Here is a 25,533-nt window from a genome sequence, read left to right on the forward strand (position 1 = left end):
GGGCCCGTGGCAGGGGCGGTCAGCGGGGCTGGGTGACGGGGTCCGGCCGGGTGTGCTCCGCGGTCCGGGCGCCGGCCGCGCGGGAGTACGCCTCGTGGGGGGTGGCGTGCCGGACGGACCGGAACACCCACTTCTTGTACGACCAGAACCGGAAGAGCGTGGCCACCCCGGTGCCGATGATCAAGGAGGCGTTGGACGGGATGACGCCCTCGAGGCCGAGCACGTACGTGGTGAAACCGACGAACAGCGAGGTGATCACCAGGCCGACGCCGTTGAGGAGGAAGAACAGCACGTACTCGCGGCCCACCCCGGTGCGGTCCCGGTGCCGGAACGTCCAGTGGCGGTTGGCGAAGTAGGCGAACGTGGTGGCCACCACGGTGGCGATCACGTTGGCGGAGACGGGGCCGACGCCGAGGCTGACGTGCAGGAGGTTGAAGATCCCGAAGGTGATGAGGAAGGCGATCGCACCGACGCTTCCGAACTTCGCGAGCTCACGCCGCAGATGGGCGAACCTCCGGTTGAGACCAGCGATGAAGCTCACGAAGAAAGACCTTCCCTCTGGGCGCCGACCCGGTGGACCACGGGCACTAGAGCCCCGTGGGGCCCGGCGATTTCATGTGGAACACCGGCCGTCCGCCGACGATGGCGGCGCTCACCGTGATCATTGTGGCATCGCTTGGTCAACGTGTTGCGGCCATCGCGAAATTCCAGTTCATGATCGGAACAGCGATGGCGCGAACGCGTCCCTGACACCGAGGTCATGTTCAGTTTGACGCACGAGGGCCCCGGTCCGTTCACGGCCCCCGCGAATACCCGGGCAGAGGCCCCGGGCCGGGCGCCGGGTGGACCTCCGGCCCGGCGGGAGCCCTCCCACGGGACTCCTGACGTGGGAGCACCCTGCTGCGGCTACCCTTTCGAGCGTGAGAGATCCAGGTCAGATGCCGATCGTCGGAATGGTGGGCGGGGGCCAGCTCGCCCGGATGACCCAGCAGGCGGCGATCGGGCTCGGTGTGACGCTCCGGGTGCTCAGCCAGTCCGCCGGTGACTCCGCGGCCCGGGTCTGCGCGGACGTACGGATCGGCGACCCCGACCGGCTCGATGATCTGCTGGCCTTCGCCAAGGGCTGTGATGTGGTCACCTTCGACCACGAGCAGGTGCCCGGCCGCGTCATCGAGGCGCTGGAGGCCGCCGGAGTGGTCTGCAGGCCGGGGTCGGCCGCGCTGCTGCACGCCCAGGACAAGCGGGTGATGCGCGAGCGGCTCTCCGCGCTGGGCGTGCCCTGCCCGAGATTCGCCGTGATCTCCTCGGCGGCCGACGTCATGGCCTTCGCGGAGGAGACGGGCTGGCCGGTCGTGCTCAAGGCTACCCGGGGCGGCTACGACGGCAAGGGCGTGTGGGTCTGCGGCTCGGCCGGCGAGGCCGCGGCCGTGGTGGACCGGGCGGCCACGGAGGGCGTGGGGCTGCTGGCCGAGGAGCACGTGGGGTTCCGCCGGGAGCTGGCCGCGCTGGTGGCCAGGTCCCCGCACGGCCAGGGCGCGGCGTACCCCATCGTGGAGACCGTCCAGCGGGACGGGATCTGCCACGAGGTGATCTCCCCGGCGCCCGGCCTGGACGACGAGGTCGCCGCGCAGGCTCAGCGCCTCGCGCTGGAGATCGCCGACCGGCTGGGAGTGGTGGGGCTGCTCGCCGTCGAGCTGTTCGAACGCGCCGACGGGCTCCTGGTCAACGAACTGGCGATGCGCCCGCACAACTCCGGTCACTGGACCATCGAGGGCGCCCGCACCTCCCAGTTCGAACAGCACCTGCGGGCCACGCTCGACCTGCCCCTGGGCACCCCGTCGCCCACCGCTCCGTACGCGGTGATGGCCAACGTGCTCGGCGGGACCGACCCCGACGTCTACCCTCGCTACATCCACGTCATGGCCCACGATCCAGCGATCAAGGTGCACTTCTACGGCAAGGACGTCCGGCCCGGCCGCAAGATCGGCCATGTGACCGCGCTCGGCGACGATCTCGACGAGGTTCGCGAGCGCGCCCGCCACGCCGCCGACTACCTGCGCCGGGGCCCTTCCCGTTCGTGACGGGGTGGGAGCCGGTCCTGACAGAGGGGAATGGGGCATGACGACGCCACTGGTCGGTGTGGTGATGGGGAGCGACTCGGACTGGCCGGTGATGCGGGCCGCGGCGGAGACGCTCGAGGAGTTCGACGTGCCCTTCGAGGCCGATGTCGTCTCCGCCCACCGGATGCCGCACGACATGATGGCCTACGGCTCGGAGGCGGCCGCCCGCGGGCTGCGCGTGATCATCGCGGGGGCGGGCGGTGCGGCGCACCTGCCGGGCATGCTCGCCTCGGTGACCCCGCTGCCGGTGATCGGGGTGCCGGTGCCGCTGAAGTACCTCGACGGCATGGACTCGCTGCTGTCCATCGTGCAGATGCCGGCGGGCGTCCCGGTGGCGACGGTCGCGGTGGGCGCGGCCCGCAACGCCGGCCTGCTGGCGGTACGCATCCTCGCGACCGCCGACCAGAGCCTCCAGGCGAAGATGACGGCCTTCCAGCGAGACCTCTACGACCAGGCCAAGGCCAAGGGAGCCCGGCTCCGGGACATCGTCTCTCCGGAGCAGGCCGCACCCCCCTCCCCGTGACCGGCGCCGCGGCCCGCCGGGTCAGCGGCGCAGTGTCCACTCCACGGCGGGGCAGCGGTTCATGACGACGTCCAGCCCGGCGCCGAGGGCGCGCCCGGCGGCGGCCTCGTCGATGACGTCGAGGGGCAGCCAGACGGCCCCGGCGCCCGCCGCGATGGCCTCGTCGACCACCGCGCCGGCGTGCTCGGTGCGCCGGTAGACACCGACGACGTCGACCGGGACCGGCACCTCCGCCAGTGAGGTGTAGCCCTGCTCGCCCAGCACGGTCGCCGCGGCCGGATGGACCGGCACGATCCGCTTCCCGCGCGACTGCAGCAACCGGGCCTGGTCGTACACCGTCCGGTGCGGATTGTCGCTGAGGCCGACGAAGGCCCAGGTCTTCGACTCCCGTAGCAGCCGCCTGATCACGCTCTGGTCCGCGAACCTGACATCCATGTCCCCTACAACGCGGTCACCGGCCCAGGATTCCCGTTCAGGGGCGGCCGAGGGCGCGGTAGTTCCAGCCGGCGCTGCGCCACACCTCGGGATCGAGGGCGTTGCGGCCGTCCACGATGTTCTTCTCGGCGACCACGGCCCCGAGCGTGTCGGGGTCCATGTCGCGGAACTCGGCCCACTCGGTCAGCAGCAACATGACGTGCGCGCCGCGTGCCGCGTCGAGGGTGGAGGCACCGTAGTTGAGATCGGGCTGCGCCCGGCGGGCGTTGTTCAGCGCCTGCGGGTCGTACACGGTGACGTGCCCGCCCTGGGCACGGATGGAGGCGGCGACGTCGAGTGCCGGCGAGTCGCGTACGTCGTCGGAGTTGGGCTTGAACGCCGCACCGAGGACCCCGACCGTACGGCCGATGAAGGAACCGCCCATGAGCTCGCGGGCGAGGTCCACCATCCGCAGCCGGCGGCGGATGTTGATCGCGTCGACCTCGCGGAGGAACGACAGCGCCTGGTCCACCCCGAGCTCACCGGCCCGGGCCATGAAGGCGCGGATGTCCTTGGGCAGGCAGCCGCCGCCGAAGCCCAGCCCCGGCCCGAGGAACTTGCCGCCGATCCGGTCGTCGTGCGAAAGCGCCTCGGAGAGCTTGGTCACGTCGGCGTGCGCGGCCTCGCACACCTCGGCCATCGCGTTGATGAAAGAGATCTTGGTGGCCAGGAAGGCGTTGGCGGCGACCTTGACCAGCTCGGAGGTGGGGTAGTCGGCGACGATGAACGGCGTGCCATCGGCGATCATCGGCGCGTACACCTCGCGAAGGGTCTTCTCCGCCCGCTCGGACAGCACCCCGGCGACGATCCGGTCGGGATGCAGCGTGTCCTGGACCGCGAAGCCCTCGCGCAGGAACTCCGGGTTCCAGGCCAGCTCGGCGTCCGCGCCGACGGGGGCCAGCCTGGCCAGCCGCTCGGCCAGCCGCTCGGCGGTGCCCACCGGCACCGTGGACTTGCCGACCACCAGGCACGGGCGCTCCAGCCGGTGGGCCAGCGCGGTCAGCGACTCGTCGACATAGGTGAGATCCGCGGCGTACTCGGCGGCCTTCTGCGGAGTGCCGACGCAGATGAAGTGCACGTCCCCGAACTCGGCGACCTCGTCGTAGGAGGTGGTGAAGCGCAGCCGCCCGTTCTCCAGGTTGCGCCGCAGCACCGTCTCCAGACCCGGCTCGAAGACCGGGAGATCCCCTGCGGACAGGCGATCGATCTTGTCCTTGTCGACGTCGAGACCGAGTACCTCGAAGCCCAGATCCGCCATGCACGCCGCATGGGTGGCACCGAGATATCCGGTGCCGATAACCGTCAATCGCAGGGTCATGGCCGCTCCTTCCGGGGTGGTGCCCCCTTGCACCGGTGGCGCATTTTACTCATGGGTAGCATCTGGGACATGAACGCAGACTTTCCCGCATATGCACCCTCGGAGGAGCATGAGCTTCTCCGGCGAGTCGTCCGTGACCTGGCCGACGCCACCATCGCGCCTCGTGCCGCCGAGGTCGACGAGTCGGCCGAGTTCCCCCAGCACTCCCTCGACGCGCTGGTGGGCGCTGATCTGCATGCGGTCCACATTCCGGAAGCTTATGGGGGCGCGGGAGCGGATGCGCTGGCGACGGTGGTGGTGATCGAGGAGGTGGCGCGGGCGTGCGCGTCGTCGTCGTTGATTCCGGCGGTGAACAAGCTGGGAACGGTGCCGATCTTGCTGTCGGGGTCGGAGGAGCTGAAGAAGCGGTTTTTGGGGCCGGTGGCGCGGGGTGAGGCGATGTTCTCCTATGCGCTGTCGGAGGCGGAGGCCGGCAGTGACGCGGCGTCGATGAAGACCCGGGCGGTGCGGGACGGGGACGGCTGGGTGCTCAACGGCACCAAGATGTGGATCACCAACGCGGGGGTGTCGCGGTTCTACACGGTGATGGCGGTGACCGATCCGTCGGCGGGGGCGCGGGGGATCTCGGCGTTCGTGGTGGACGCCGAGGACGAAGGGGTCTCGTTCGGGCCGAAGGAGCGCAAGCTGGGCATCAAGGGGTCCCCGACCCGCCAGGTGGTCCTGGAGAACGTGCGGATCCCGGGGGACCGGCTGATCGGGGCGGAGGGCACGGGTTTCAAGACCGCGCTGGCGACCTTGGACCACACGCGGATCACGATCGCGGCGCAGGCGCTGGGCATCGCGCAGGGCGCCTTGGACTATGCCATCGGGTACGTCAGGGAGCGCCGTCAGTTCGGCCGGCCGGTGTCGGATTTTCAGGGCGTGCAGTTCATGGTCGCCGACATGGCGATGCGGCTGGAGGCGGCTCGCCAGCTCACCTACCACGCCGCGGTGAAGTCGGAGCGGGCGATGCTGGGGGAGAAGGTTCCCGACCTGACGTTCGTGTCGTCGGCGTGCAAGTGCCTGGCCTCGGATGTGGCGATGGACGTCACCACGGACGCGGTGCAGTTGCTGGGCGGTTACGGCTACACCCGTGACTTCCCGGTGGAGCGGATGATGCGGGACGCCAAGATCACCCAGATCTACGAGGGCACCAACCAGATCCAGCGCGTCGTCATGGCACGCCAGCTCCTCAAGTAGCACCGCACACCTCGGATGCCGGGTGACGCCGGCCGGTGACCTCGGTCAGTGGTGGAAGCCGGTGCCGTCTTCCGGACCGGACAGCGGCCCGGGCTGCCGGCGCAGCCCGGGCAGCAGGCTGCGCAGGTCCTCGATCAGGTCGTCGGCCAGATCGAGGGACAGACCGTTGCGGCACACCACCCGCAGGACCGCGAGATCCTGGCGGTCCGGCGGGAAGGTGTAGGCGGGCACGAGCCAGCCGAATTCGCGCAGCCGCCGCGACACGTCGAAGACGTCGAACTCCCTGACGTCGTCGGTGGTGGTGAACGCGAAGACGGGAAGCTGGTCGCCGCGGGTGAGCAACCGGAAGCAGCCCAGCTCCTCGATCTTTCCGGCCAGGTGCGCGGCGACGTCGCGGGCGGCCTGCTGAACGGCGCGGTAGCCGTCGAAGCCGAGCCGCAGGAAGTTGTAGTACTGCGCGACGACCTGGGAGCCGGGCCGGGAGAAGTTCAGCGCGAAGGTCGGCATGTTGCCGCCGAGGTAGTTGACGCGCTCGACCAGTTCCTCCGGCAGCGCCTCCCTGTCGCGCCACAGCGCCCACCCGACCCCCGGGTAGACCAGCCCGTACTTGTGGCCGGAGGTGTTGATGGACTGCACCCGGGGCAGCCGGAAGTCCCACCGCAGATCCGGGTCGAGGAACGGCGCGATCATCGCGCCGGAGGCGCCGTCGACATGGACGGGCACGTCGATCCCGGTGCGTCGCTCCAGGTCGTCCAGGGCGGCGCAGATCTCCTCGATGGGTTCGTAGCTGCCGTCCATCGTGGAGCCGAGCACGCCGACGACACCGATGGTGTTCTCGTCGCACAGCTCCACGGCCCGCTCGGCGGTCAGGTGGAAGGTGTCCCCGCGCATCGGTGCCAGCCGCGCCTCGACCTCCCAGAAGTTGCAGAACTTCTCCCAGCACACCTGCACGTTGGTGCCCATCACGAGGTTCGGCCGGGCCGTCGCGGGGTACCGGCCGGCGTTGCGGCGCATCCACCGCCGCTTCAGCGCCATCCCGGCCAGCATGCACGCCTCGCTGGAACCGGTGGTGGAACAGCCGATCGCCTCGTCCTGGACCGGGGCGTTCCACAGGTCGGCCAGGATGCAGACGCAGCGCCGCTCCAGTTCGGCGGTGTGCGGGTACTCGTCCTTGTCGATGATGTTCTTGTCGACGGTCTCGGCCATCAGCCGGTCGGCCTGCGGCTCCATCCAGGTGGTGACGAACGTGGCCAGGTTGAGGCGCGCGTTGCCGTCGAGCATCATCTCGTCGTGGACCAGCCGGTAGGCGACGGTCGGCGCCATCGGGCCGTCCGGCAGCCGGTGCCGGGGCAGCGGCGTCTGCACTCCCGCGGCCGGATCGGCCTCTCCCACCAGCGGGTTCACCGACAACGGCCGCGCGTCCCGACGACCCTTGTGCAGCGTCATCGCCGTGCTCCCGAGCCCGGCCGGCCCCGCGATCCCCTGGCTGCCATCACGCCCCCGTCCGGTAGAAACCGTGACGTGTCCAGGTTAGACCTTGGGCTGGCCGAGCCTGGGAGGGCTGGTGAGGAAACCGAGTCCCCAGGAGATGTGCATGGTCGCGTACACCAGCGGAAGCCGTACCCAGGCGGCCGGCGGCAGCCCCCGGCCGGTCGGCACCGAACCGATGATCACCGCGGCGGCGTAACCGCCCGGGATGATCCAGCCGGGCCAGAACCCGAAGGCCCCCGCCACCGAACCGCACACCATGGCGACCACCGCGATCGGCGGGGCGAGGTAGCGCAGGTTGAGGGTGCCCTGGTGCTCGCGGCCGACGACCCGCCGCCAGCGGCCGGTGTGGAAGTACTGCCTGGCCAGCGAGCGCAGGTCGGGCCGGGGCCGGTAGGTGACCTTCATCCGGGGCGTGAACCAGACGCGGCCGCCGCTCTGCCGGATGCGGTGGTTCATCTCCCAGTCCTGGGCCCGGACGAACGTCTCGTCGTAACCACCGACCCGCTCGAGCGCGGTACGCCGGAAGGTGCCGAGGTAGACGGTCTCGACCTCGCCCGCCTCGCCACCGGTGTGGAACCGTGCGTTCCCCACACCGATCTTCGAGGTCATCGCGCGGGCCACGGCCTTCTCGAACGGGGTGACGCCCTCGGCGGCCATGATGCCGCCGACGTTGTCGGCCCCGGTCTCCTCCATGGTCTCGACCGCGGCGCGTACGTAGTCGGACGGCAGCAGTGAATGCCCGTCCACCCGCACCAGGATCGAGTACTGCGAGGCCTTGATGGCGATGTTCAGTCCCTGCGGCGTACGGCCGGTGGGGTTGGACACCACGATGACCCGCGGGTTCTCGGCGGCGAGCCGTTGGGCGATCTGCTGCGTGCGGTCCCTGGACGGGCCCACGGCGAGAACGAGCTCCAGCTCGCCGGGGTAGTTCTGCTGCATGATGTGCCCGACCGCGTCGGCCAGATGCCGTTCCTCGTTGAGGACCGGCATGATCACCGATACGGCCGGCCAGGTGCGCTGGTCGACACTCACTTCGCTGCTGCTCTGCGCGTTGGGAGAGGGTTTCATGACGCCGCCACGCTACTGTACGAATCCCGGGTTGCAGGCAACGAACGTACGGTTTCCGGTGTCCATTATCTGTCGATTGTCAGAGGACGCGCGAGAAACCGGACCAGGGGGCGCCTGACCAGGCGCCGGGAGGCGGTGTCGAGCATGGCGGACGAGAACGACGGAGAACCGTTCGAGCGTTACTTCCGGCCGCGACCGGGCGGGGACGCTCCCGGCGACCCCGGTGGTTCCGGCTCGCCCGACGACGGGCCGCCCGCGGGCGTGGCCATCGACGACACCCGGGCGCCCCGGGTGAACGTCTCGGTCCCCGCGCCGCGCGGTCACCGCAAGCCCGACGGCCCGGGAGCCGAGCGCAGGTCGCCGCGCCGCGGTGTGGTCAGCGCCCGGCGGCAGCGCAGGTTCCTCATGGTGGCCTCGGTGATATCCGGCTTCGTGCTGCTGTCCTCCGGCGGCGCCTGGGCGTTCCAGAGCTACATCACCGGCAGCATCGACGGCGTCGACGTCGGCGGGCTCCGGAAGGGCAAGAACGACGGGCCCAAGGGAGCGATGAACATCCTGATCGCCGGGGTCGACCGGCGCGAGGGGCTGACCAGGGCCCAGCAGCAGCAACTGCATCTCGGCCACGAGCCCGGTGAGCGCTCCGACACGATGATGCTGGTGCACGTGTCCGCCGACCACGACAAGATCTCCGTCGTCAGCCTGCCCCGCGACTCGTACGTCATGATCCCGGCGCACCGGTCCAACGGCTCCGAAGGCGCCAAGAACAGCCCGGTGCCGGCCCGCTACGGGAAGCTCACCTGGGCCTACCAGTTCGGCGGGCGCGACCTCGCCGTCGAGACGATCTCCCGCGCCACCGGAGTGGCCATCGACCACTACATCGAGGTCAACTTCTTCGGCTTCGTGAAGATGGTCGACGCGCTCGGCGGGGTGGACATCTGCGCCGAAGAGCCGATCAACGATCCCAAGAGCGGCCTGCAACTGTCGGCGGGCAAGCATCCCAACGTGGGCGGCGTGCAGGCGCTCGGCTTCGCGCGGGCCCGCTACACCCTCGGCGACGGCACCGACCTGGGCCGGATCGACCGCCAGCAGCAGTTCATGTCGACGATGATGAAGAAGGCGCTCAGCTCCAACACGCTCAGCGACCCCATCAAGTCCGCGAAGTTCCTCAGTGCCGCGCTCAAGGCCGTACGCGTCGACAACGACCTCAAGAAGAACCTCCCCGCGCTGGCCGGCCAGATGAAGAGCCTGTCCACCGACAGCGTCGCGTTCGCCAAGGTGCCGCTGTCCAACCCCGGCTACAACGTGGTGATGTGGAACGCCCGGCTGCCGCAGTCGACGGTGCTGTGGGACGGCCCGGCGGCGGCCGACCTCTTCGCCCACTTCCGCAAGGACCAGCCGCTCATCAAGCCCACACCGACGGCGGCCCCCGGCCAGGGGCCGTCGCAGGCCAAGCCCAAGGACCAGCTGACCGTGCCGCCCGCCCAGATCACCGTCCGGGTGCTCAACGGCGTCGGCACCCGGGGGATCGCGCGCGACTCGGCGGCCGACCTGAGAAAGGCCGGCTTCGTGCCCGTGGTGGTCTCCGGCACGGCCAAGACGATCGGCATGAAGACCACGCTGATCCAGTACGGCCCGGGGCGCGAGGACTCCGCCAAGACCCTCGCGGCGGCGATCCCGGGAGCCAGGCTCAAGAAGGTGCCCGCGCTCGGCAACACCGTGCAGGTGCTCGTCGGGCGTAACTGGGCCGGAGTGAAGAAGGTCAAGGTGACCCCGGCCGGTGGCGGCGGGCAGCAGCCCACGGCGCGGACCGCCACCCAGAACGTCCTGTGCAAGTAGCCTGACCTGCGGACAGCCTCAAACCCCCGCATTGCGGGCTACGCTGCTGCGTGACCGGCGCGCGGCGCGCCAAGTCGGGCCCTGTTGCGGGCCGAGGAGGTAGCGATGCCCAACGGCCTACGGCACGTACTCGGCCTGATCGCGGGTCTGGTGCTGGCCCCGGCGGTCGCGGTGGGGCTGTTCTACGGCACCGAGCGGATGGTTCGGGCCTTCCAGGTCTACTTCTTCCACAGCGGCGCGCAGTGGGTGCCCCTCGCGGTCCTGACCGCCGTCGGCGTGACCCTGGGAGTGCTGGCCGGCTCGCGGATCTCGCCGCTCGCCTCGCTCGTCCCCGGCCTGCTCTTCGCCGCCGTCGGCGGGCTCTGGGCGCTCACCCCCACGTGGATGGCGCGGCACACCGCGCGCGAGCTCCCCGACAGCCTCGACCGCGGTTACCAGGTCGTCGGCCCGTACGGAGTGATGCTGGTCCTCGGGCTGCTGCTGCTCGTCGCCTCGCTGCCGCCGTCCCGATGGCGGGCACGCGAGCCGCGGCACGCGGCCCGGCACACCGACGAGTACGGGACCGCGGGGCAGCGGCCCGACCGGGCGGGGCAGCCGGACGTGTTCCGCCCGCCGGGCCTGCAGAGCCCGCAGGACGCACGGCCGCTCTCCTACCGTGGCCAGGGCTCCGCGGGCCCCGTGCCCGGGCGCCCGGGACCCGCCCCCGGATATCGGTCCCGCGAGGACCAGGACCCCCCGGACTGGGCCTCGCCGCCCCCCGGCCCGCCCCCCTTCCGGCCCTAGCCGCCCAGAGACCGGCCAGGCCGGTCAGAGGCCGGTCAGAGGCCGGTCAGAGGGCTGCCACGGTGCCGGGCACGTCGTCGACGACCAACGCGTCGACCCCGGCTCGCGCGTAGGCGGGCGCGTCCTCCGGTTTCGGGCACCACGCCAGGACCTCCAGCCCCGCCCGGTGCGCGACCTCGACCGAGTGCTCCACCGGCCGATACCGCCGGGGCCGCGCGGTCGTGCCCGGGTCCGTCCCGCCGGTTCCCGCCCCGGCCTCGGTGAACCGGAACGAGCCGGTGTGCAGGCCCACCGCCTGCAGGCCGAGCCCGGCCGCGGCGGCCATGCCGTGCCACATCGGGAAGCCCAGCCAGGTGAGCAGCCCGAGCGGCACTCCCGGCAGGTGCTCCTTCAGATGCAGCAGGACCGCCGGGTCGAACGAGGTCACCAGCAACTCCCGGCGCCGGGCCTCGGCCGCCAGCACCGGCAGCAGCAACTGCCCGGTGCGGCGGGCCGGTGCGTCCACGGCGTCCTCGAGGATGGTCTTGACGTCCACGTCCACGGCCACCGAGGTCGGCAGCGCCTCGAAGAGGTCCCGCAGCCGGGGCAGCCCGCACGCGTCGGCGGTCAGCTCGACCACGAAGTCGCCGCCGGCCGTGACCGGGTCGTGCCGCAGCACGAGTTCGTCGTCCGCGGTGCGCTGCACGTCGATCTCCACCCAGGAGATTCCGGCGCGGACCGCGGCGAGCATCGAGTCGACGGTGTTCTCCACCACCAGGCCGCCGTCCGGACTCGCGTCGACCGGGTCCAGCACGCCCTCGAGCAGCCTGCCGCCGGTGTGCGGCGCGCCGGCGGCCCGGCCGGCCGCGTTGACACCGCGCACGGGCACCGAGCCGGAGCCGGAGCCACGGTGCCCGATGATGGCCGGCCTGGAAGTGAAGATCACGAGGTTCTCCCGTCAGCGTCAGAGACATGGGGGCGGCGGGTCCGCCTGGTCACAGCGGCGGGTGCCCGGCCAGGTGCTCGGCGATGGCCACGTCCATCGGATGCGTGACCTTGAGGTTGCGTTCGCTGCCCTCCACGACCGGGATGGGCACGTCGGGCAGGTAGCGGTGCACGATGCCGCAGTCGTCGGTCGCGGAGCCGAGGGGGCCCGCGTGGGCGGCGAGCGCGAGCTCGTACGCCTTGCGGATGGTGCCGAGCCGGAAGCCCTGCGGGGTCTGGAACCGGCGCAGCCCGGAGCGGGCCGGCATCGCGCTCACCAGCTCGCCGGACACCTCGACGATCGTGTCGGCGACGGGCATCCCGACGGCCACCGCCTCGTACGAGCAGAGCGCCGTCAGGCACCGGCCGATCACGTCGTGGCCGACGAAGGGCCGGGCCGCGTCGTGGAACAGCACCCGGGCGTCGTCGGGCTCCGCGGCCAGCGCCGTCAGCGCCCGTACGGTCGACTCGGTACGGCTCGCACCGCCCTCGATCACCGCGGAGACCCGGCCGTACGGCGCCGCGATGGTCCGGGCCTCGTCGGCCCACCCCGGCGCCATCACCACGATGATCTCGTCGATGCCCCCGGTGTGGTCATCGCTCCGGGGGAAAGTGTCGAACGCTTCGATGGCGTAGGACAGGATCGACCGCCCGCCCACCTCGATCAACTGCTTGGGGATCGCCGACCCGACGCGCTGGCCGGTGCCCCCGGCCAGAATCACGGCGAGCGTTCTCATGGGAGCCGCTACGCTGTGGGGGCGCCCGCTTCCATGATCCCGATCTTTGCGGTGCATAACCTGTCCTGCCGTGGAGGGCGTCGATGACGTTGGCCGTAGTGGTCGCCACCGAACCGATCGACCTGGGGGCCGCCGCCGGGCTCGCGTACGACGCGGACAGGTCGCTCCTGGGGCGTCTGCTCGACCAGCTGGCCTCGCTCAACGTACCGGAGATCCACGTCATCGCCAGGCGGGACATGGTCCCGGTGCTCCGCACGCTCAGCCCCGGGCCGGGTACCGGCAACGACGCGCAGGAGCCCTGCCTGAAGGTCATCGAGTCCGATGACCTGGCGCAGGACCTGCGGGAGATCTCACGGCTGGCCCGCGCCGCGACGGAGCCGATGCTCGTCCTGCACGGCGACGTCGTCGCCAGTGACGAGCTGCTGAGCCGGTTGGAGCGCGGGGCCAAGGGCCCCGCCGCCGCGGTGACCGGTCCGTTCACCGACACCCGCCCGCCCATCCGGGTGAGCCGGCATCTCATCGACTCGGCCGGCTCCCGCCATCACCAGGTCACCAACCCCGACGGCGTCTTCCGGGGCGTGCTGCGGATCGCGCCGCCCGCCACCGGGGTGCTCGCGGACGCCGCCGAGGAGCTCGCCACACTGGTGGAGACCCCGGGCGCCCTCGGCCGCCCCGACCCGGTGCACCGGACCAGCGGCGAGATCGCCGAGCACCTCGAGGTCTTCGTCGACAACGACGTGGACGGCGACCTGGCCGCGGGGAAGGGCGGGGTGTCCGGGCCGCCGGCCACGACCGCTCCCACGGGCGACGACGTACCCGCGCTGCTGCTGGTCGGCCTGGTCCGGTCCGGGGTCCGGGTGACCGCGCGCGGCGCCGGCGGGCTGGTCTGCGACCGGGTGCTGACCGCCGAGGAGGCCGCCGCGGCCCGTACCGCCGTGGAGGCGGTCGACGAGGAGAAGCTCCGCCTCGACGCCGCGGTGAAGAGCAACGACGGGTTCTTCACCACCTACGCCGTCAGCTCGTACTCGCGGTACATCGCGCGCTGGGCCGCCAAGCGCCGGCTCACCCCCAACATGGTGACGTCCTTCTCCATGTGGATCGCCGTGGTCGCCGCGGTCTGGTTCGCGGCGGGCACCCGGCTCGGCATGGTCGTCGGCGCGGTGCTGTTCTACTTCTCGTTCGTCTTCGACTGCGTGGACGGGCAGCTCGCCCGCTACACCCGGCAGTACAGCACCCTCGGGGCGTGGCTGGACGCCACCTTCGACCGGGCCAAGGAGTACGTCGTCTACGCGGGCCTCGCGGTCGGCTCCACCGTCGCGGCGGCCGGCAGCGGGGTGTCCGGCGGAGACGTCTGGGGCCTGGCCGTCGCCACGCTCATCCTGCAGACTCTCCGGCACATGGTGGACTTCTCCTTCGCCGCTGGCCGCACCCGGGCCACCCCGGAGCCGCGCCCGACCCGCGCCCTGGCGGAGCCGGGAGACGGCGCGCAGCCGGTGAGCGAACCGGCCGCCGCCCCGGTGGCGCGGCCGGCCGGGCGGGGTGCCGGTGCCGGCCGGCTGGTGGTCCGGCTGTCCCACCGGACGGAGAAGATCCCGGGTCTGCGGTGGGCGAAGAAGATAGTCGTGCTGCCCATCGGCGAGCGCTTCGCGCTCATCTCGATCACCGCCGCGCTGTTCAACGCGCAGGTGACATTCATCGCGCTGCTGGTATGGGGTTCCCTTGCCGCGGCGTACACCCTGACCGGACGAGTTCTGAGGTCTCTCGCCAAATGAGCGTGCTCTCCCGCCCCGCGGTCGCCGGCCGGACCGACCAGCTCGTGGTCTACCGGGACGACGGCCCGATCTGTGGCGTGCTGGGACGGCTGGCGCAGGGCAACCTGCCGCCGCTGCTGCCCGCGCTGGTCGCGGCGGTCGTCACCCTGGTGCTGCTGCTCGCCGGAGTCGGCGGCGAGGGCGGCCTCGCGCTGTTCGCCCCGGTCGTGGCGCTGCTGCTCACCGGTCCGGCGTCCACGCACCCGCACGACGGCCGCCTCGACTGGCTCGTACCCCCCCTGATACGGGCGATCGAGTATGGTTACCTCGCCGTCCTGGGATTCGCACACGGTGTGTCGGAACCACTGATCTATGTGCTGATCGCGGTGCTGGCTTACCACCATTACGACACCGTGTACCGCACCCGGCAGAAGCTCTGGCCCCAGGAATGGGTGTTCCGGGCCGGCCTCGGCTGGGAGGGGCGCATGCTCGTCGTGGCGGCCGCCGGTTTCGCCGGTGTCCTGCCGTTCGCGTATGCGGCACTCGCCGCCTACCTTGGCGTGTTGTTCGTTGTCGAGAGCGTCCTCACCTGGACGCGGACCGATCGCGGCAGTGGCGTGATGGTCAATCTCGAAGAGGAGGAGGAAGCCCAATGATCGGCATGGTGCTCGCAGCGGGGGCCGGACGCAGGTTGCGCCCGTACACCGACACGCTGCCCAAGGCGCTGGTCCCCGTGGCTTCAGACGCCGACGGTGAGACCACGATTCTCGACATCGCGCTGAGCAACCTGGCCGAGGTCGGGCTGACCGACGTCGTCATCGTCGTCGGCTACTGCGCGAACGCCGTCGAGGAGCGGCAGGCCGAGCTCGAGGCGAAGTACGGCGTCACCATCACCCTTGTCCACAACGACAAGGCCGAGGAGTGGAACAACGCCTACTCCATGTGGCTGGCCAGGGAGTATTTCGCCAAGGGCGTCCTCATGGTCAACGGGGACACGGTGCATCCGGTGAGCATCGAGAAGACTCTATTGGCCCAGCGGGGACCGGACATCCTCCTGGCAGTGGACGATGTGAAAACACTGGCCGACGAGGAGATGAAGACGACCCTCGACGCCGCCGGCAACCTGCTGCGCATCACCAAGCTGATGGACCCCGCGCAGGCGTACGGCGAGTACATCGGGGCGACGCTGATCGAGCCCGCCGCCGCGCAGGCCCTCGCGGACGCGCTGGAGGCCACCTGGAAGCGCGACCCGGACCTCTACTACGAGGACGGCTACCAGGAGCTGGTGAACCGGGGCGGGACGATCGCGGTCGCCCCGATCGGCGCGGTCGACTGGGTCGAGGTCGACAACCACGACGACCTGGCCAAGGCCCGCGTCATTGCCAAGGGGTACCGCGCAGGAGTCCGCTGATGCCGCTGCTGACCAGGATGCTCAACGCCCCGCTGTCGATCGACGTACGACGCGGGGCGATCCAGGACCTGGGCAAGCTGCTCGCCGACCGGCGCATCGCCACCGAGGGGCGGGTCGCGGTCGCCGTCGGACCCGGCCAGGGTGACGCCATCGCCGCGGACATCGCCCCCACCCTGGGCTCCGCCGAGGTCTTCAAGGTCGACGGCGGCACCGTGGACGAGGCGGTCGCGCTGTCGTCGAAGCTGCGCGGCGGGTCGTACGAGGCGCTGGTCGGCATCGGCGGCGGCAAGACGATCGACGTGGCGAAGTACGCCGCGACACTGGCCGGCATCCCCATGGTCTCGGTGGCGACCAACCTCTCGCACGACGGCATCTGCTCGCCGGTGGCGTCGCTGGAGCACGACAAGGGCAAGGGCTCGTTCGGCGTCGCACTGCCGATCGCGATGGTCGTCGACCTGGACTACGTCCGGGCGGCACCCGAGCGGCTGGTGCGCTCCGGCGTCGGGGACGTGATCAGCAACCTGTCCGCGGTGGCGGACTGGGAACTGTCGCACAGCGAGCAGGGCGACCCGATCGACCGGCTGGCGCTCACCCTGTCGCGCACCGCGGCCGAGGCGCTCATCTACCAGCCGAGGTCGATCGAGTCCGACGAGTTCCTGACCGTGCTGGCCGAGGGGCTGGTGCTGTCGGGAATGTCGATGTCGTGCGCCGGATCGTCCCGGCCGTCCAGCGGCGGGGACCACGAGATCCTGCACGCCGTCGACGCGCTCTACCCCGGCACCGCCAACCACGGCGAGCTGGCGGGCATCGGCGCGCTGTTCTGCTTCTTCCTGCGTCAGCGGCATCTCGGCGAGGACCCCGAGCGGGCCCGCGTTGTCGCCGAGTGCCTGGCCCGGCACAAGCTCCCGCTGGTGCCCTCCCATATCGGCCTCACCGAGGAACAGTTCGCCCGGGCCGTGCTGCACGCCCCGGAGACACGTCCCGGCCGGTACACCATCCTCGAGCACTTGGGCCTCGACGAGAGCGCGGCCCTGAAGGCGGTAGGAGACTATGTCGACGCCTACGGACGCTGACTCGGCCGGCGGGCCGGAGACCTCCGACTCCGGCCCCGCCGAGCAGGCGCGCCCCTCCCGGCGGTCCGCGTCGGTCGCCGATGTCCGGGCCGGCGGCCAGCCTCCCGGGCTGAAGCAACGGCGCAACGAGGAGCACTGGGCCGGCCGCCTCTACATGCGTTCGCTGTCGCCCTACTTCACGTGGGTGTTCCTGCGCGTCGGCTTCTCGCCCAACCAGCTCACCTATCTGATGATCGCGTGCGGCATCGGAGCGGGCGTCGTCGCCGGTCTGTGGTCGGGCCTGGCCGGCGCCATCGTGACGGCCGTGCTGGTGCAGCTGTACCTGCTGCTGGACTGCTCGGACGGGGAGGCCGCCAGGTTCACCGGCCAGACCTCGGTGGCGGGCGTGTACCTGGACCGGCTCGGCCACTACTTCTCCGAGGTGTCGCTGCTCATCGGGCTCGGTTTCCGTGCCCAGGGCGCCCTCACCAACGGCGGCTGGGTGGAGCTGGGCCTGATCGGTGCCCTCGGTGCCGCGCTCATCAAGGCGGAGACCGACAACGTGGTGGTGGCGCGGGCCAAGTCCGGGCTGCCGGCCGAGCCGGCGTCCGGTGACCGGGCGGCCCGGCCCCGGTCGACCGGGCTGGCGCTGGCCCGCCAGGCGGCCGCCGCGCTGCGGTTCCACCGCATCATCGGCGCGGTCGAGCTGTCGCTGCTGATCCTCGTCGCCGGAGTCATCGACATGCTCGCCGGAGGGCTGACCGCCACCCGGGTGCTCGCGGTCGCGGTCGCGCTCGTGGCCGGCGTGCAGACGGTGCTGCACTTCGTCAGCATCGTCGCCTCGCGGAGGCTCAAGTGACGCTCCGGTGTAAACACCTGGGAGATCACATCCCGGTGGCCGGGCTCTTGCACGAAGGTGTCATCGAGATGACAGACTTCTGCAAGATCACGGTTGAGAGGGTGGTGGGTCGGTGAAGGTCTCGGTGGTCGTACTGACCATGGGCAACCGGCCGATGGAGCTGGAGCGGTCGGTGGCCTCCGCGCTGGCCCAGGAGAACGTCGAGGTCGAAGTGGTCCTGGTCGGCAACGGCGCGGACCCGCTGCCCGTCGGCCTGCCCGACTCCTCGCCGCTCGCGGACAAGCGCGTACGGCTCGTGCAGCTGCCCGCGAACGTCGGCATCCCCGCCGGGCGCAACCGGGGAGTGGAGGCCTCCAGCGGCGAGCTCGTGCTGTTCCTGGACGACGACGGGTGGTACCGCTCGACCCGGCTCGGCGCCTATCTCCGGGACCGGTTCGAGGCTGATCCCTCGCTGGGGATCATCTCCTTCCGGGTACGCGACCCCGAGGGCGGCGCGGGGGAGCGGCGGCACGTACCCCGGCTGCGCGCCGGTGACCCGGAGCGCTCCTCGGAGGTGACGACCTTCCTGGGCGGCGCCTGCGCCATGCGGCGAGCGGCCTTCGACGCCGCGGGCGGGCTGCCGGAGCGCTTCTTCTACGCGCACGAGGAGACCGACCTGGCCTGGCAGGCCCTCAACGCGGGTTACCGGATCGAGTACGACGCCTCCGCCGTGATGTACCACCCGGCGGTGCTGCCGACCCGGCACGAGATGTTCTACCGCTACAACGCCCGCAACCGGGTCTGGCTGGCCAAGCGCAATCTGCCCTGGGCGCTGGCCTTTACCTATGTCGGGGTCTGGCTGACGCTGACCGTGCTGCGGGAACGCAAGCCCTCCGCGCTGCGGCCGTGGCTCAGGGGCTTCGCCGAGGGCTGGCGCAACCCCGCCGGACGGCGCCGCCCCATCCGGTGGCGTACGGCCTGGCGGATGACCCGGATCGGCCGGCCGCCGATCATCTGAGACCGAGCCCTCGTGATCAGGGAGCGCCTCCCGGCGCGTGCCGTCACGGGCCTCGGTCTCCTGGAACCTCTTGGTCGCCGCGAGCACTGGGCAGACTGAAGAATGTAGTGACGCACGGGCCTCGCGCTCGTGTTCCGAAGATCACGCAAGGGATTGATCATGGTAGAGGCTTCCCCGAAGGTCGTTGTCGTCGTACCCACGTACAACGAGCGGGAGAACCTGCCCATTCTCGTCGGCCTGCTCGCGGACCTGAAAATACCGAACCTGCACGTGCTCGTGGTGGACGACGACTCGCCCGACGGCACGGGCGAGGTCGCCGACAAGCTCGCGGCCGAGTCGCCGGGCGTCATCGGAGTGCTGCACCGTGCCGAGAAGGACGGGCTGGGGCGGGCCTACATCGCCGGGATGTCCCGGGCGCTCGCCGAGGACGCCGACGTGGTGATCCAGATGGACGCCGACCTGTCCCATCCGACCTCGGTGATCCCGGTCATGCTGGAGACCCTGTCGTCGACGGACGCCGCCGTGGTGCTCGGGTCCCGCTATGTGGCGGGCGGCTCGACCGCCGCGGAGTGGTCGTGGCATCGCCGGCTCCTGTCGGCGTGGGCGAACTTCTATGTCAACGCGGTCCTGCGGCTGCACGTGAAGGACGCCACCGCCGGGTTCAAGGCATGGCGCGCCGGCACCCTCCGCGCCATCGACCTGCCCTCCATCCACAGCAACGGGTACTCCTTCCAGGTTGAGATGAACCACCGCACCGTCCAGCGCGGGCTCGAGATCCTCGAGGTGCCGATCAGGTTCGAGGAACGGGCCAAGGGGGCGTCGAAGATGAGCCTGGGCACCCAGATCGAGTCCGCGCTCACCCCGTGGAGGCTGCGGTTCGGCCGCAGGCACAGGTGACTTGAGGCCGGATGCCGTGGGCGACGTGCGCCGCGCGGGCGTCGTGGCATATCGGGTTCGCGGCGCGGCATGTCGGGTGGCGGCTATCCGCGGTCCGAACTCGGCTCGGCAGTGCCGTCCGAGGTCGTTTCGGCTTTCGTGTAGAGGATTTCGCGGGCTTGTTCGGCGGCGCGGGTGAATCTCTCGGCGACGAAGTCGAGGTAACGGGCGATGTTCTCGAGGCGGACGGCGGCCGGGGTGCCGTGGCCGAGGACGCCGGCGCCCTGCCGGGCGACCTCGACGAGCTGGACGAGGGACCGGGCGCTGGCGATCGTCGACTGGTGCCAGAGGTCGTTGTCGACGACGTAGCGTTCGCGGCGGCGTTCGTCGCGTTCCCGGCGGACGAGGTCCTGGCTCTCCAGGAACGCGATCGCCTTGGAGATGGACGCCGGGCTGACCTGGAGCCGCTGGGCGAGTTCTGAGGCGGTGAGGCTGCCGGAGTCGGTGGTGTAGAGGCAGGCCAGTACCCGCGACATCATCTTCGGCAGGCCTGAGGCCATCATGAAGGTGGTGAACATCTCCTCGTACTCACGGACGGCCTCGGCGTCGCGTCCGTGCGGCTGAGGGGCCGACTCCGCCCCTCCGGGTGAGGCGGGCCTGCGCCGGTGCGAGCGCCGTTCCGTGGCGCGGTGGGCCAGGTCGGCGCGGTAGCCGGTGGGGCCGCCGTTGCGCATCACCTCACGCGTGACCGTCGAGGTCGGACGGTCCAGACGTCTGGCTATCTCCGCGTAGGCGAGCCCGTCGGCCACCCCCAAGGCGATCTGCTGGCGCTCCTGCTGGGTGAGTCTGCCCCCTGGCATCGCGTTCTCCTTCGTGCTCCGTGATGCCCCGAGCATAGCGTTCACTCGCCGCCATTGCAACGGCCTCGTGCCTAACGTTGCATTTATCATCAGAGCGATTGCAACGATTTCACGCCATCTACCTGCAATGATGAATCTCAAGCGCAATGAAGCAGTTGAAGGATTCTTGAATGCAACGTAGCTTTTCCAACATCGGAAACAACGAGTCGCAGGAGAGCACGATGCAGAAGTTCGACACCCCCGCCCCGATCGCCGCCGTCCTGAACATCCCCGCCGGGCGCGTGCAGTTCATCGCCGCAGACCGGGCCGACACCGCGGTCGAGGTCCTGCCCGCGGACGCCTCGAAGGGCCGCGACGTGAAGGCCGCGGAGCAGACCAAGGTCGAGTACGCCGACGGAGTCCTGCGGATCGAGGCCCTGGTGAAGGACCAGTTCTTCGGCCCCACCGGATCCGTCGAGGTGACCATCCAGCTGCCCGCCGGTTCCCGGATCGAGGCGAAGGCGGCCGCCGCCGAATTCCGGGCCGTGGGACGGTTCGGCGACGTCGCATTCGAGGGCGCCTACGACCAGATCAAGGTCGACGAGGCCGCGAGCGTCCGCCTCACCGCCGTCGCCGGGGACGTCGAGGTCGGCCGCCTGGGCGGCCCCGCGGAGATCAGCACCAGCAAGGGCGACATCCGGATCACCGAGGCCGTGCGCGGCACGGTCGCGCTGCGGACCCAGGCCGGCGCGATCTCGGTGGGCGCCGCCCCTGGCGTCTCGGCCTCGCTGGACGCCGGCACCCCCTACGGCCGGATCCACAACGCGCTCAAGAACGACGGCGCCCCCGAGCTCGACATCCACGCGACCACCGCCTACGGCGACATCACCGCCCGCAGCCTGTGACCCTCAGCCTCGAAGGAGCTCCCCCCATGACGAACCTGGCCATCGCGGCGAACGGGCTGCGCAAGTCCTACCGCGACAAGTCCGGCGACAAGGTCGTGCTCGACGGCATCGACCTGGACGTTCCGCAGGGCACCGTCTTCGCCCTGCTCGGCCCGAACGGTGCGGGCAAGACCACGACCGTCCAGATCCTGTCCACCCTGATCCAGGCCGACGGTGGCACCGTCCAGGTCGCGGGGTTCGATCTGGCCCGGCAGCCGGACGACGTGCGCGGCGCGATCGGCGTCACCGGGCAGTACTCGGCCGTCGACAAGCTGCTGACCGGCGAGGAGAACCTGCTCCTCATGGCAGACCTGCACCACCTGTCCCGCGGGGACGGCAAGCGCAGGGCCGCCGAGCTGCTGGAGCGGTTCGACCTGGTCGACGCCGCGAGCAAGACCGCAGCGACCTACTCCGGCGGCATGCAGCGCCGCCTCGACCTGGCGATGACCCTGGTCGGCGACCCTCGTCTGATCTTCCTGGACGAGCCCACCACCGGGCTCGACCCGCGCAGCCGCCGCTCCATGTGGCAGATCGTCCGCGAACTCGTCGCCGGCGGCGTCACCATCTTCCTCACCACCCAGTACCTGGAGGAGGCCGACGAACTCGCCGACCGGATCGCACTCCTCGACCACGGACGGCTGATCGCCGAAGGCACCGCCGAAGAGCTCAAACGGCTCATCCCCGGCGGCCACATCGAGCTCAAGTTCGCCGACGCGCACCTGCTCGAGAAGGCCCGCGACCTCGCCGGCACAGGGGGCGCCGACCCCGAGGCGCTCACCCTGCGGGTGCCGAGCGACGGCAGCGTCCGCGCCATCCGCGAACTGCTCACCCTCCTGGACGAACACTCGATCGACATCGACGAGATGAGCGTCCACACCCCCGACCTCGACGACGTCTTCCTCACCCTCACCGGCCAGAAGCAGGAGGCCACCCGATGACCGCCATCACCCTCGCCATGCGCGACTCCTCCACCATGATCCGGCGCCAGCTCAAGCGTCTGCTCCGCTACCCCTCCATGACCATCCAGCTGATCGCCACGCCCGTCATCCTCCTGCTCGTGTTCGTCTACGTCTTCGGCGGCACCCTCGGCGCCGGCCTGGGCGGCGGCCGCGATGTCTACGTCAACTACGTCGTCCCCGGCATCCTGCTCATGGCCGTGGCGACCGCCGCGACGGGAACCGCGGTCATGGTCGCCACCGACATGACCGAAGGCATCATCGCCCGCTTCCGGACCATCCGGATCTGGCGGCCGGCGGTCCTGACCGGCCACGTCGTCGGCGCCGTGATCCAGCAGCTCCTCGGCATGGCCGTCCTGATCGGCGTCGCGCTGGCCATGGGCTTCAGCCCGAACGCCACCGTCGTCGAATGGCTGGCCGCCGCCGGTCTGCTCACCCTGTTCGTCGTGGCCATCACCTGGCTGTCGGTCGCCCTCGGCCTGAAGGCCCAGACCCCCGAGGCCGCCAGCAACGCCCCGATGCCCCTGATCCTGCTGCCCTTCCTCGGCAGTGGCTTCGTCCCCACCGACTCCATGCCCACCATCCTGCGCTGGTTCGCCGAGTACCAGCCCTTCACCCCGATCATGGAGACCGTCCGCGGTCTCCTCCTGGGCACCCCGATCGGCAACAGCGCCGCCATCGCCACCGCCTGGTGCGCCGGCATCGCCGCCGTCTCCTACCTCTGGGCCAAGAGCACCTTCAACAAGGCCTGACCATGAGCGGGCCGGCCAGGGCCGTCAGACCAGCGGGTCTGACGGCCCTGCACCTTTTCCGGGTGGGCCGCACCGCTCATCCGGTCAGGAGGTCGCGCCACTCCGGGTCGGTGGTGAGGACGACCAGGCGCTGGGTGGCCCGGGAGACCGCGACGTACAGGGTCCGCAGGCCGGTGGGGGACTGGGCGGCGACCAGCTCGGGCGCCACGATCAGCCCGGCGTCGAACTCCAGGCCCTTGGCCTCCAGCACGTCCAGCACCTGGACCCGGTCCGGGAGGCCCGCCTCCAGCTCGCGCCGATCCGCGGAGGTCCAGGTGACGGTGGAGCCGCCCACCGGCGCCGGAGCCGCGTCGAGGTCATCGAGATCGTCGAGATCGTCGAACGACAGGGCCGTCTGACCGTTGTCGGACCGGCCGCCGGCGCCTGAGCCGGAGCCGCCGGACGGGGCCGGGAGGTCCGACAGGGGCACGATGACCCCGATGGTCCCCTCGACCTGGCCGAGGAGGGCGCCGATCTGTTCGCGGACCGCCACCAGCAGGGCCTCCGTGAGCGGCGCCCCGGAAGAGCCGGAAGAGGCGGCCGGCGGGGCGGAAGACCCTTCCGGCCCCTCGATGGTCACCAGGCCGATGACCGGCTCGTGCCCCGAGGCCCGTACGGCCCTGGCGGGGCGGGCCGACGGCACGGCCACCGACAGCACCCGGGTGGCGACCGCGGCGATCTCCTCGGAGTTGCGGTAGTTGGTGGTCAGCTCGAAGTTGTTCTGGTTGCGCCGGGAGCGCTCCGCGGAGCGCTCTGAGCGGCCCGTCGCCGCGTCGCCGAACGCCACCGTGCCCAGAGCCGCGGCCATGGCCTGCCGGGAGGCCTCCAGGTCCTCCCAGGCGCTCTGTGCCGGGTCCTCCACCACCGTCCAGGTCGCCTGACGGCCGCGCCTGCCGAGCATCCGCCACTGCATCGGGGACAGGTCCTGGGCCTCGTCCACCACGATGTGGCCGTACTCGGTGGGGTCGTCGCCGGTCTCGTCGTCGACCCGGCGTGAGCGCTCCATGCGCTCGGCCGAGGTCGTCAGCTCACGCAGCGCGGGCTCCCAGTCGCCGGCGGCGTCCTCGCCGGTGATGATGTTGACCCCGTCGACGGTGAACGGGTCATCGTCGTCGGCCACGGTGCGGGCCTGGCGGGGCAGCGGGCCGAGCACGTTGTCGATCTCGTCGAGCAGCGCGATGTCCTGGTAGGAGAGGGCGTCGCCGCGGAAGGAGGCGGCCAGCAGCTCCGTCTGCTCGCGGCCGAGGTCACGGCCCGCGGCCTCGCGCAGCCGCTTGAGGTCCCCCAGCGACCGGAGTACGTCCAGCGGACGGCGGATCGGCCACCAGGCGACCAGGAACTCGGAGAAGGTCTGCTGGTCACGGACGTTCGCCACGAACTCCCGCTTCTTGATCCCGGGGGCGTCGACCAGCCCGCCGATCTCCAGGAAGCGGTCCCACAGGGCGTCGAGCAGCATTTCGGCGGCGCGGGACCGGGCCCGGTTGACCGAGTTGCGGCTGCGCTGGTGGACGTTGCGCCGGACCTTGTCCAGCCGGGTCCGGTCCAGCCGTACGACCACGCCCGCGTGCACCACGGTCACCTGGTCGGGAGCGCCCGGAGCGTGGTCCACGACGGCCCGCCGCAGCACCCGGGCCATCACGGCGGCGCCCTTGATCCGCAGGAGGTCCGGCGAGTCGTGCACCGAGGCCGACGCCCCGTCGACCAGCTCCCCCAGCGAGCGCAGCGCGGCGGAGCCCTCGCCGAGCGACGGCAGCACCCGCTCGATGTAGGAGGTGAACCGGCGGTTCGGCCCGACGATCAGCACGCCCCGGGTACCGAACCGCCGCCGGTGCCGGAACAGCAGATAGGCCACCCGGTGCAGGGCCACCGCGGTCTTGCCGGTGCCGGGCCCGCCGCGCACGATCACCGTGCCGTCGGCCGGGGCCCGGATCACCTCGTCCTGCTCCCGCTGGATGGTCGCCACGATGTCGCGCATCGAGCCGTCCCGGGTGCGCGCCAGCGAGGCCAGGAAGGCGCCGTCGCCCACGATCGTGAGATCACCGGCGGCGGCCGGGTCCAGCAGGTCGTCCTCGATGTCGATGACCGCGTGCCCGCGCGAGTGCAGCACCCGGCGGCGGATCACGTCCTGCGGGTCCTCGGGGGTCGCGCGGTAGAACGCCTCGGCGGCCGGGGCCCTCCAGTCGATCACCAGGGAGTCGTGCTCACGGGTGCGCACGCCGATCCTGCCGACGTACCTGATCTCGCTCAGCTTCATGTCGAGCCGGCCGAACACCAGGCCGTCATCGGCGACGTCCAGTGCCTGGGCGCGCAGGGAACCCTGGTAGACCATGGCGTCCCGGTCGACGAGCGAGGCCTTGGTACCGGCCAGCGACTGCCGGAACCCCTCCTTGATCATCCGTTGGGCGTCCTGGCGCATTTCCTCCAGGCGTGCGTACGCGATATCGACGCGCTCTTGTTCGGCGGCGATCTCCTGGTCCTTGACCCGGGACGACATGCGGAGACTCC

Annotated in this window: 24 protein-coding genes; 15 read left to right on the plus strand and 9 right to left on the minus strand. The window is 71.0% G+C overall.

What is annotated here, in order from left to right; genetic code table 11:
- Positions 1 to 19: 19 nt before the first annotated feature.
- Positions 20 to 541: a GtrA family protein gene (locus ACRYCC_RS02080; protein ID WP_433808060.1), complete on the minus strand. Its 522-nt coding sequence runs from the start codon at positions 539 to 541 to the stop codon at positions 20 to 22.
- A gap of 397 nt (positions 542 to 938) precedes the next feature.
- Here ACRYCC_RS02080 and ACRYCC_RS02085 point away from each other — a divergent pair, with 397 nt between their 5' ends.
- Positions 939 to 2,081 (plus strand): 5-(carboxyamino)imidazole ribonucleotide synthase, encoded by a 1,143-nt coding sequence (locus ACRYCC_RS02085; protein WP_433809895.1) that lies wholly within the window; start codon positions 939 to 941, stop codon positions 2,079 to 2,081.
- Positions 2,082 to 2,118: 37 nt separating this feature from the next.
- On the plus strand, positions 2,119 to 2,643 hold the full coding sequence (purE, locus tag ACRYCC_RS02090) for a 5-(carboxyamino)imidazole ribonucleotide mutase (protein WP_433808062.1): 525 nt from the start codon (positions 2,119 to 2,121) through the stop codon (positions 2,641 to 2,643).
- 21 nt (positions 2,644 to 2,664) lie between these two features.
- On the opposite strand, the gene ACRYCC_RS02095 is transcribed toward purE, so the two are convergent.
- Together ACRYCC_RS02095 and ACRYCC_RS02100 are read right to left on the minus strand one after the other, a co-directional pair.
- Positions 2,665 to 3,078 carry a CoA-binding protein gene (locus ACRYCC_RS02095; protein ID WP_433808064.1) on the minus strand — a complete coding sequence of 138 codons (414 nt, stop codon included), beginning with the start codon at positions 3,076 to 3,078 and terminating at the stop codon, positions 2,665 to 2,667.
- Positions 3,079 to 3,115: 37 nt separating this feature from the next.
- Positions 3,116 to 4,435 carry a UDP-glucose dehydrogenase family protein gene (locus ACRYCC_RS02100; protein WP_433808066.1) on the minus strand — a complete coding sequence of 440 codons (1,320 nt, stop codon included), beginning with the start codon at positions 4,433 to 4,435 and terminating at the stop codon, positions 3,116 to 3,118.
- A gap of 69 nt (positions 4,436 to 4,504) precedes the next feature.
- Between ACRYCC_RS02100 and ACRYCC_RS02105 the strand changes: the two genes are divergently transcribed.
- Positions 4,505 to 5,674 (plus strand): acyl-CoA dehydrogenase, encoded by a 1,170-nt coding sequence (locus tag ACRYCC_RS02105; protein WP_433808068.1) that lies wholly within the window; start codon positions 4,505 to 4,507, stop codon positions 5,672 to 5,674.
- Between the two features lie 45 nt (positions 5,675 to 5,719).
- On the opposite strand, the gene gad is transcribed toward ACRYCC_RS02105, so the two are convergent.
- Together gad and ACRYCC_RS02115 are read right to left on the minus strand one after the other, a co-directional pair.
- On the minus strand, positions 5,720 to 7,120 hold the full coding sequence (gene gad / locus ACRYCC_RS02110) for a glutamate decarboxylase (RefSeq protein ID WP_433808070.1): 1,401 nt from the start codon (positions 7,118 to 7,120) through the stop codon (positions 5,720 to 5,722).
- A gap of 84 nt (positions 7,121 to 7,204) precedes the next feature.
- Positions 7,205 to 8,233: a glycosyltransferase family 2 protein gene (locus ACRYCC_RS02115; protein WP_433808072.1), complete on the minus strand. Its 1,029-nt coding sequence runs from the start codon at positions 8,231 to 8,233 to the stop codon at positions 7,205 to 7,207.
- 144 nt (positions 8,234 to 8,377) lie between these two features.
- Here ACRYCC_RS02115 and ACRYCC_RS02120 point away from each other — a divergent pair, with 144 nt between their 5' ends.
- The gene (locus ACRYCC_RS02120; protein ID WP_433808074.1) at positions 8,378 to 10,069 is read left to right on the plus strand and encodes an LCP family protein; all 1,692 of its coding nucleotides are present in this window, start codon (positions 8,378 to 8,380) and stop codon (positions 10,067 to 10,069) included.
- 105 nt (positions 10,070 to 10,174) lie between these two features.
- Positions 10,175 to 10,852, plus strand: coding sequence for a hypothetical protein (locus tag ACRYCC_RS02125; RefSeq protein WP_433808076.1), 678 nt, complete (start codon positions 10,175 to 10,177; stop codon positions 10,850 to 10,852).
- Positions 10,853 to 10,898: 46 nt separating this feature from the next.
- Here the strand turns inward: ACRYCC_RS02125 and ACRYCC_RS02130 are convergent, their stop codons facing one another.
- Positions 10,899 to 11,777: a glycerophosphodiester phosphodiesterase gene (locus tag ACRYCC_RS02130; RefSeq protein ID WP_433808078.1), complete on the minus strand. Its 879-nt coding sequence runs from the start codon at positions 11,775 to 11,777 to the stop codon at positions 10,899 to 10,901.
- A gap of 49 nt (positions 11,778 to 11,826) precedes the next feature.
- Positions 11,827 to 12,552, minus strand: coding sequence for an IspD/TarI family cytidylyltransferase (locus ACRYCC_RS02135; RefSeq protein ID WP_433808080.1), 726 nt, complete (start codon positions 12,550 to 12,552; stop codon positions 11,827 to 11,829).
- Positions 12,553 to 12,635: 83 nt separating this feature from the next.
- On the opposite strand from ACRYCC_RS02135, the gene ACRYCC_RS02140 reads away from it, so the two are divergent.
- The 7 genes from ACRYCC_RS02140 to ACRYCC_RS02170 all read left to right on the plus strand — a co-directional run bounded on the left by ACRYCC_RS02140 (position 12,636) and on the right by ACRYCC_RS02170 (position 19,519).
- Positions 12,636 to 14,324, plus strand: coding sequence for a CDP-alcohol phosphatidyltransferase family protein (locus tag ACRYCC_RS02140; RefSeq protein ID WP_433808082.1), 1,689 nt, complete (start codon positions 12,636 to 12,638; stop codon positions 14,322 to 14,324).
- On the plus strand, positions 14,321 to 14,959 hold the full coding sequence (locus ACRYCC_RS02145; protein WP_433808084.1) for a DUF5941 domain-containing protein: 639 nt from the start codon (positions 14,321 to 14,323) through the stop codon (positions 14,957 to 14,959). Before ACRYCC_RS02140 ends, ACRYCC_RS02145 begins: the two co-directional genes overlap by 4 nt.
- Positions 14,956 to 15,714 (plus strand): phosphocholine cytidylyltransferase family protein, encoded by a 759-nt coding sequence (locus ACRYCC_RS02150; protein WP_433808086.1) that lies wholly within the window; start codon positions 14,956 to 14,958, stop codon positions 15,712 to 15,714. The genes ACRYCC_RS02145 and ACRYCC_RS02150 overlap by 4 nt, the downstream gene beginning before the upstream one ends.
- Before the next feature lie 17 nt (positions 15,715 to 15,731).
- On the plus strand, positions 15,732 to 16,787 hold the full coding sequence (locus ACRYCC_RS02155) for an iron-containing alcohol dehydrogenase family protein (RefSeq protein WP_433809896.1): 1,056 nt from the start codon (positions 15,732 to 15,734) through the stop codon (positions 16,785 to 16,787).
- A complete protein-coding gene (locus tag ACRYCC_RS02160; RefSeq protein WP_433808088.1) occupies positions 16,765 to 17,625 on the plus strand; it encodes a CDP-alcohol phosphatidyltransferase family protein in 861 nt (286 codons plus the stop codon). Before ACRYCC_RS02155 ends, ACRYCC_RS02160 begins: the two co-directional genes overlap by 23 nt.
- Positions 17,626 to 17,764: 139 nt before the next feature.
- On the plus strand, positions 17,765 to 18,622 hold the full coding sequence (locus tag ACRYCC_RS02165) for a glycosyltransferase family 2 protein (protein WP_433809897.1): 858 nt from the start codon (positions 17,765 to 17,767) through the stop codon (positions 18,620 to 18,622).
- Positions 18,623 to 18,781: 159 nt separating this feature from the next.
- Positions 18,782 to 19,519: a polyprenol monophosphomannose synthase gene (locus ACRYCC_RS02170; protein ID WP_433808090.1), complete on the plus strand. Its 738-nt coding sequence runs from the start codon at positions 18,782 to 18,784 to the stop codon at positions 19,517 to 19,519.
- 83 nt (positions 19,520 to 19,602) lie between these two features.
- Here the strand turns inward: ACRYCC_RS02170 and ACRYCC_RS02175 are convergent, their stop codons facing one another.
- Positions 19,603 to 20,358, minus strand: a complete 756-nt coding sequence (locus ACRYCC_RS02175; protein ID WP_433808092.1) for a helix-turn-helix domain-containing protein — start codon at positions 20,356 to 20,358, stop codon at positions 19,603 to 19,605.
- Positions 20,359 to 20,579: 221 nt separating this feature from the next.
- Between ACRYCC_RS02175 and ACRYCC_RS02180 the strand changes: the two genes are divergently transcribed.
- The 3 genes from ACRYCC_RS02180 to ACRYCC_RS02190 are packed head-to-tail and all read left to right on the plus strand — an operon-like array spanning position 20,580 to position 22,989.
- Positions 20,580 to 21,242, plus strand: coding sequence for a DUF4097 family beta strand repeat-containing protein (locus tag ACRYCC_RS02180; RefSeq protein WP_433809898.1), 663 nt, complete (start codon positions 20,580 to 20,582; stop codon positions 21,240 to 21,242).
- A 26-nt stretch (positions 21,243 to 21,268) separates the two neighbouring features.
- Complete coding sequence (locus ACRYCC_RS02185; RefSeq protein WP_433808094.1) at positions 21,269 to 22,219, plus strand: ATP-binding cassette domain-containing protein; 951 nt, start codon at positions 21,269 to 21,271, stop codon at positions 22,217 to 22,219.
- The gene (locus ACRYCC_RS02190; protein WP_433808096.1) at positions 22,216 to 22,989 is read left to right on the plus strand and encodes an ABC transporter permease; all 774 of its coding nucleotides are present in this window, start codon (positions 22,216 to 22,218) and stop codon (positions 22,987 to 22,989) included. Before ACRYCC_RS02185 ends, ACRYCC_RS02190 begins: the two co-directional genes overlap by 4 nt.
- 76 nt (positions 22,990 to 23,065) lie before the next feature.
- On the opposite strand, the gene ACRYCC_RS02195 is transcribed toward ACRYCC_RS02190, so the two are convergent.
- Positions 23,066 to 25,522 (minus strand): HelD family protein, encoded by a 2,457-nt coding sequence (locus tag ACRYCC_RS02195; protein WP_433808098.1) that lies wholly within the window; start codon positions 25,520 to 25,522, stop codon positions 23,066 to 23,068.
- Positions 25,523 to 25,533: the final 11 nt, after the last annotated feature.

Origin of the sequence: Actinomadura scrupuli (assembly GCF_050971785.1) — a bacterium.
Classification (GTDB): Bacteria; Actinomycetota; Actinomycetes; order Streptosporangiales; family Streptosporangiaceae; genus Actinomadura_E; species Actinomadura_E scrupuli.